Consider the following 5,977-nt stretch of genomic DNA (forward strand, 5'->3'; position numbering starts at 1 on the left):
CGTGATCCGCGATGGCACTCTTTACCATATCCCAATGATGTGTCGCAACCAGACAATTAGGACCGGATAAGCCGGCACATCGCCGGGTGACACAGGTGACACGATGCCATCCCGGAAGACCGCCATTTCCTATCTGGATTCACCCATGTCAAAGAGCCGTCGTCGGCATAAGCCGGTCATGTCCCTGTAGGACAGGGAAAAAATGCGCGTCCGCCCGCCCTGCCCTCACGGCGAACCGCAAGGATCGCATTGCGGTTCGTCGCATTACCGGGCCATAGAGGAAGCCTGACTTTCCACTTTCCCAAGGGGACCCGGGTGATACAGACCGTCGCGACGCAACCTTTTGACGATCAGAAGCCGGGCACATCGGGCCTGCGCAAGAAAGTCCGCATCTTCCAACAGCCCCATTATGCGGAAAATTTCGTCCAGTCGGTGTTCGACAGCCTGAAAGGGTTTGACGGCAAGACGCTGGTAGTGGGTGGCGACGGGCGCTATCTGAACCGCGAAGTCATCCAGATCGTCCTGAAAATGGCGGCGGCCAATGGCTTTGGCCGGGTGCTGGTGGGTCAGGGCGGCATTCTCTCCACACCGGCGGCTTCGCATCTGATCCGCTCTTCCGGGGCCTTTGGCGGGCTGGTGTTGTCGGCCAGTCATAATCCGGGCGGGCCGGACGAGGATTTCGGGATCAAATATAATGTCGGGAATGGCGGCCCGGCGCCGGAGAAGGTCACCGACGCCATTCATGCGCGGACGCTGGCGATCGAGAGCTATCGCATATTGGACGCCGGGGATGTCGATATCGATGGGGCGGGTACAAGCCAGATCGGCGGCATGACTGTCGAGGTGGTCGATCCAGTCGCAGGCTATGCGGAACTGATGGAGAGCCTGTTCGACTTTGCCGCGATCCGGGCGATGATCGCCGAGGGCTTTACCCTGTCCTTCGACAGCATGAGCGCCGTGACCGGGCCCTATGCGGTCGAGATTTTCGAGAAGCGGCTGGGAGCGCCCCCGGGCACGGTGCGCAACGCGACCCCCCTGCCCGACTTCGGGCATCATCATCCCGATCCCAATCTGGTTCATGCAAAGGAGCTTTACGATCGGATGATGGCGGCGGATGCGCCGGATTTCGGAGCGGCTTCGGATGGCGATGGCGACCGGAACCTGATCATCGGACGGCATGCCTATGTGACGCCGTCGGACTCGCTGGCGGTGCTGGCGGCCAATGCCCATCTGGCGCCGGGCTACGCCGCCGGGCTCAAGGGGATTGCGCGGTCGATGCCGACCAGCGGCGCCGCCGACCGGGTGGCGCAGAAGCTGGGCATTCCGCTTTATGAGACGCCGACGGGGTGGAAATTCTTCGGCAATCTACTGGACGCGGGCATGGCCACCATCTGCGGCGAGGAAAGCGCCGGAACCGGATCGGATCATGTGCGGGAGAAGGACGGCATCTGGGCAGTGCTGCTGTGGCTCAACATCCTGGCGGCGCGGCGGCAGAGCGTGGCGCAGATCATGGCGGAACATTGGGCGACCTATGGCCGGAATTATTATGCGCGGCATGATTATGAGGGGATCGCCAAGGACAGGGCCGATGCGCTGATGGCGGCGCTGCGCGGCAGGCTGGAAACCCTGCCGGGTAATGCCAACAGCGGCGGCACGGTGAAGAGCGCCGACGATTTCGCCTATGTCGACCCGACCGACCAGTCCATCAGCAGGAATCAGGGCGTGCGCGTGCTGTTCGAGGATGGGTCGCGGGTGGTGTTCCGGCTTTCGGGCACCGGGACCGAGGGCGCGACCCTGCGCGTCTATATCGAGCGCTATGTGGGCGCGGATGGCGAATTGGGGCTGGAGACGAGCGATGCGCTGGCCCCGCTGGTGAAGGCGGCGCAGGAGGTTGCGGATATTTCCGGCTTCACCGGGATGGAAAGGCCGAGCGTCATCACCTGATCGCGGTGGCTGCTATCAAAGGGATTCGGTGCTCCCGCGCAGGCAGGAGTCCAGTTCGGGCGTTTGGACTGGGTTCCTGCCTGCGCAGGAACATGTTGGGAATGAGGGAAGGCGGGTTCCCAATTCTCTCGCTCCCAAAGACTGGCCTTCGTGCGCGGAAACGGCTATCGGCGCGGCCAATCATCTTGACGTGAAGGCAGTTCCATGGGTTTTCGTTGCGGTATCGTCGGGCTTCCTAATGTGGGCAAGTCCACCCTGTTCAATGCGCTCACCGAAACGCAGGCGGCGCAGGCGGCGAACTATCCTTTCTGCACGATCGAGCCGAATGAGGGCCGCGTCGCCGTGCCCGACGACCGGTTGCAGACCATCGCGAAGATCGGCGGATCGGCCAAGATCATCGAAACCCAGCTCTCCTTCGTGGACATTGCGGGGCTGGTGCGCGGCGCCTCCAAGGGCGAGGGTCTGGGCAACCAGTTCCTGGCCAATATCCGCGAGACGGACGCCATCGTCCACGTCCTGCGCTGTTTCGAGGATGGCGACATCACCCATGTCGAGGGCAAGATCGATCCCATTGCCGATGCCGAAACGGTCGAGACGGAATTGATGCTGGCCGATCTGGAGAGCCTGGAAAAGCGGGTTCCCAACCTCGCCAAGAAGGCGGCGCAGGGCGACAAGGAGGCGAAGGCCGCCGCATCCGTTCTGGGGCAGGCGCTCGATCTGTTGCGCGACGGCAAGCCCGCCCGCCTCACCGTGCCCAAGGATGTCGAGGAAGCGCGCCTCTTCGGACAGGCGCAACTGCTGACGGCCAAGCCTGTCCTCTATGTCTGCAATGTCGAGGAGGACAGCGCCGCCGCCGGCAACGCGCATTCGGCACGCGTGTTCGAGAAAGCCGCGGCCGAGAATGCCAAGGCGGTGATCGTCTCCGCCGCGATCGAGGCGGAACTGATCACCATGCCGATCGAGGAGCGCGCTGAATATCTCGAAGCGCTGGGCCTGACCGAAGCCGGGCTCGCACGGATCATCCGGGCGGGGTATGAGTTGCTGGGCCTCATCACCTTCTTCACGGTGGGGCCGAAGGAAGCGCGTGCCTGGACCGTGGCCAAAGGATCGAAGGCGCCTCAGGCGGCAGGCGCGATCCATACCGATTTCGAAAAGGGCTTCATCCGCGCCGAAACCATGGCCTATGCCGACTATGTCCAGTTCAATGGCGAGGCCGGCGCCAGGGAAGCGGGCAAATGGCGTTCCGAAGGCAAGGATTATGTCACACAGGACGGCGATATCATGCTGTTCCGCTTCAACGTGTAAGTGAGCCGTGCTGCGGCCGGGACAGATGCCCGCCCGGCGGAAGGCGGCTTTCCCCCCCAGCGTCGATGAAGGGACGCGGCTGCTGATCCTGGGCAGCCTGCCCGGCGATGCGTCGATCAAACAGGGCGAATATTATGCGCATCGCGGCAACGCCTTCTGGACGCTGATGGGCGACGTGCTGGGGGAGGATTTGCGTGGCCAGCCCTATGCCATGCGGTTGAAGCGGCTGAAGGTCCGGCGCGTGGGGCTGTGGGACGTGATCGAGAGCGCGGATCGCGAGGGGAGCCTGGACAGCGCGATCCGAGGAGCGGAGTTGCGCGATCTGGGGGCATTCCTGGATCGGTTGCCGGCGTTGGAGGCGGTGGCTTTCAACGGCAGGACAGCGGCGCTGCATGGACGGCGGCAGATTGGGGAGAGGTTGGGGCTGACCCTGATCGACCTGCCCTCCTCCAGCGGTGCTTTCGCAAGCATGTCGCGCGAAGCCAAGCTTTCGGCATGGATGGCTATCGCCCCCTATGCCGAAAGCTTATAGGCGGCCGTCACTTTACCGTCACGATCTGCCTGTTAAGGCATGGCTTATGTTTTTCCGTCGCTTTCCCCTGGCCGGCCTGTTCCTTCTCGTGGCGCTCGGCGCCTGCGCGCCGGTCGAACCGCGGCCGGTTTCCGTTGCGGTCGCTGTCGAGCAGCGGCAGCCTGTCACCATCCTGGTGTCGATCGATGGCTTTCGGCCCGATTATCTGAAGCGCGGCGTGACGCCACATCTCTCTGCGCTGGCGGCAGCTGGGGTCGAGGCATCGATGCAGCCGTCCTTCCCGACCAAGACCTTTCCCAATCATTGGGCGATCGTCACCGGGAAGCGGCCCGACCATAGCGGCATCGTCGCCAACCGGATGGAGGACGCGTCGCGGCCGGACGAGGCCTTCACCATGGCGAGCGACGATCCTTTTTGGTGGAGCGAGGCCGAACCGATCTGGGTGACAGCGGAAAAGGCAGGCATAAGGACGGGGACGCTGTTCTGGCCGGGTTCCAATGTCGCCTGGGGCGGGACCGAAGCCGTGGAGTGGCCTCACAAGATCACGGGCGGCGCGCGGCCGAGCGATTGGGCCCAATTCAACCAGCAGATTTCCGGGGTGCAACGGGTGAATGGCGTGCTGGACCTGCTGCGGCGGCCGATGGATATCCGGCCGCGCTTCGTGACGCTCTATTTCGATGCGGTCGATACGGCGGGCCATGCAGGCGGACCTGACGCGCCGGAAACGACTGGCGCGGTGGCGGAGGTCGACGGACAGATCGGCATGCTGATCGACGGGCTGAAGGCGTTGGGGCAGCCTGCCAATCTCATCATCCTGTCCGATCATGGCATGGCGCAAAAATCCAGCGACCGGGTGGTGGCTTTGGACAGGATCGCGAACCCGGCCGATTATCGGATCGTCGAAAGCGGGCCCTATGCCAGCCTGAACCCCATGCCGGGTCGCGAGGCCGCGCTGGAGGCCGCTCTCCTGAAACCGCGACCGCATATGCAATGCTGGCGGAAGGACGGCATTCCGGCGCGTTTTCATTATGGGACGCATCGACGCATCCCCCCTTATTTCTGCCTTGCCGACACCGGCTGGGTGATCCAGCCGACGGCGCCCGCCAAGCCGTTCGTCGGCGGCGATCATGGCTGGGACGACCGGGCGCCGGAGATGCAGGCGCTGTTCATTGCCAACGGGCCGGAGTTCGACACGCGCTTTCGTCCGCCCGCCGGTTTCGCCAATGTCGATGTCTATCCCCTGCTCGCGCGGTTGCTGGGGATTGCTGCCCGGCCCGGCGATGGCGATCCGGCGGTGCTCGGAGGGCTCGTCAAGCATTGACGTTTTCGTTAACGGAAACTACTTCTCACGCGCGTTGCAGAAGGAAACGGGTATGAGTGAGATCGTCTATTTCGAAGATGTGGTCGTGGGCGCCAAGACCGAGTTCGGCCCACTGACCATCAGTCGGGAGGAGATCATCACCTTCGCCCGGCAGTTCGATCCGCAGCCCTTCCACCTGTCCGATGAGGCCGCCGCGGAGACGCATTTCGGCAGCCTGGCCTCCAGCGGCTGGCATACCACCGCCCTGACAATGAAGATGATGGTGGCGGTCTGGCAGCAGAAGCCGGGCGTTCAGGCCGCGAGCCTGGGGGCGATGGGCGTGGACGAACTGCGTTGGATGCAGCCGGTGCGGCCGGGGGATACGCTGCGCGGCATTTCGGAGGTCATCGAGACGAAGGCTTCGCGCAGCCGGCCGGAAATGGGGATCGTCAAAACGCACATCACCCTGTTCAATCAGCGGGATGAGCCGGTGCTGTCGATGAAGCCGATCGCCATGTTCCGGACGCGGCCAGCCTGATCAGCGCGGCCGGTTGGCGTGGGCGTCGGCGGCCATGATGCGGATGGCGGGCCTGGGCGCGGCGGCGATCTGGATCGTGTGGATGCCCGGCGGCAGGTCGAACCAGACGATCTTGCGGATGCCCGAACAGGCCGGGCCGTGACCATGATCGACCGATGTGAGTGGCGTCCTGCCGATGGCGATATCGATCCAGGCGGCGTCGGACAGGGCCATGCCGATGCGGGCCGGGCGCTTGACCGACAGGGTGAACAGGCCCGCATAGCTTTTCGGGGGGTTCTTGCCCGGCGGGACCACGAACTGGACCTGTGGGCCGGGGCGCAGGCTTGCCATGACGGGCTTGCCAAGGATCAGGCGGGGG

Annotated in this window: 6 protein-coding genes; 5 read left to right on the forward strand and 1 reads right to left on the reverse strand. The window is 64.1% G+C overall.

Translation table 11 applies throughout. From position 1 onward, the window contains the following. Positions 1 to 315: 315 nt before the first annotated feature. The 5 genes from RUH75_RS22935 (at position 316) to RUH75_RS22955 (ending at position 5,619) form a co-directional block, all read left to right on the forward strand. The gene (locus tag RUH75_RS22935) at positions 316 to 1,944 is read left to right on the forward strand and encodes an alpha-D-glucose phosphate-specific phosphoglucomutase (RefSeq protein WP_313809524.1); all 1,629 of its coding nucleotides are present in this window, start codon (positions 316 to 318) and stop codon (positions 1,942 to 1,944) included. A 204-nt stretch (positions 1,945 to 2,148) separates the two neighbouring features. Then, positions 2,149 to 3,249: a redox-regulated ATPase YchF gene (gene ychF, locus RUH75_RS22940; RefSeq protein ID WP_313809525.1), complete on the forward strand. Its 1,101-nt coding sequence runs from the start codon at positions 2,149 to 2,151 to the stop codon at positions 3,247 to 3,249. 7 nt (positions 3,250 to 3,256) lie between these two features. Next, complete coding sequence (locus RUH75_RS22945; RefSeq protein WP_313809526.1) at positions 3,257 to 3,781, forward strand: DNA-deoxyinosine glycosylase; 525 nt, start codon at positions 3,257 to 3,259, stop codon at positions 3,779 to 3,781. Positions 3,782 to 3,827: 46 nt separating this feature from the next. Beyond that, positions 3,828 to 5,102 carry an ectonucleotide pyrophosphatase/phosphodiesterase gene (locus tag RUH75_RS22950; RefSeq protein ID WP_313809527.1) on the forward strand — a complete coding sequence of 425 codons (1,275 nt, stop codon included), beginning with the start codon at positions 3,828 to 3,830 and terminating at the stop codon, positions 5,100 to 5,102. Then, positions 5,062 to 5,619, forward strand: coding sequence for a MaoC family dehydratase (locus tag RUH75_RS22955; RefSeq protein WP_409592420.1), 558 nt, complete (start codon positions 5,062 to 5,064; stop codon positions 5,617 to 5,619). The genes RUH75_RS22950 and RUH75_RS22955 overlap by 41 nt, the downstream gene beginning before the upstream one ends. Here the strand turns inward: RUH75_RS22955 and RUH75_RS22960 are convergent. Next, positions 5,620 to 5,977, reverse strand: a 358-nt coding sequence (locus RUH75_RS22960) for a hypothetical protein (RefSeq protein WP_313809529.1), incomplete at its 5' end; no start/stop codon positions are given.

It is taken from the genome of Sphingobium sp. (genome assembly GCF_032153725.1).
GTDB lineage: Bacteria > Pseudomonadota > Alphaproteobacteria > Sphingomonadales > Sphingomonadaceae > Sphingobium.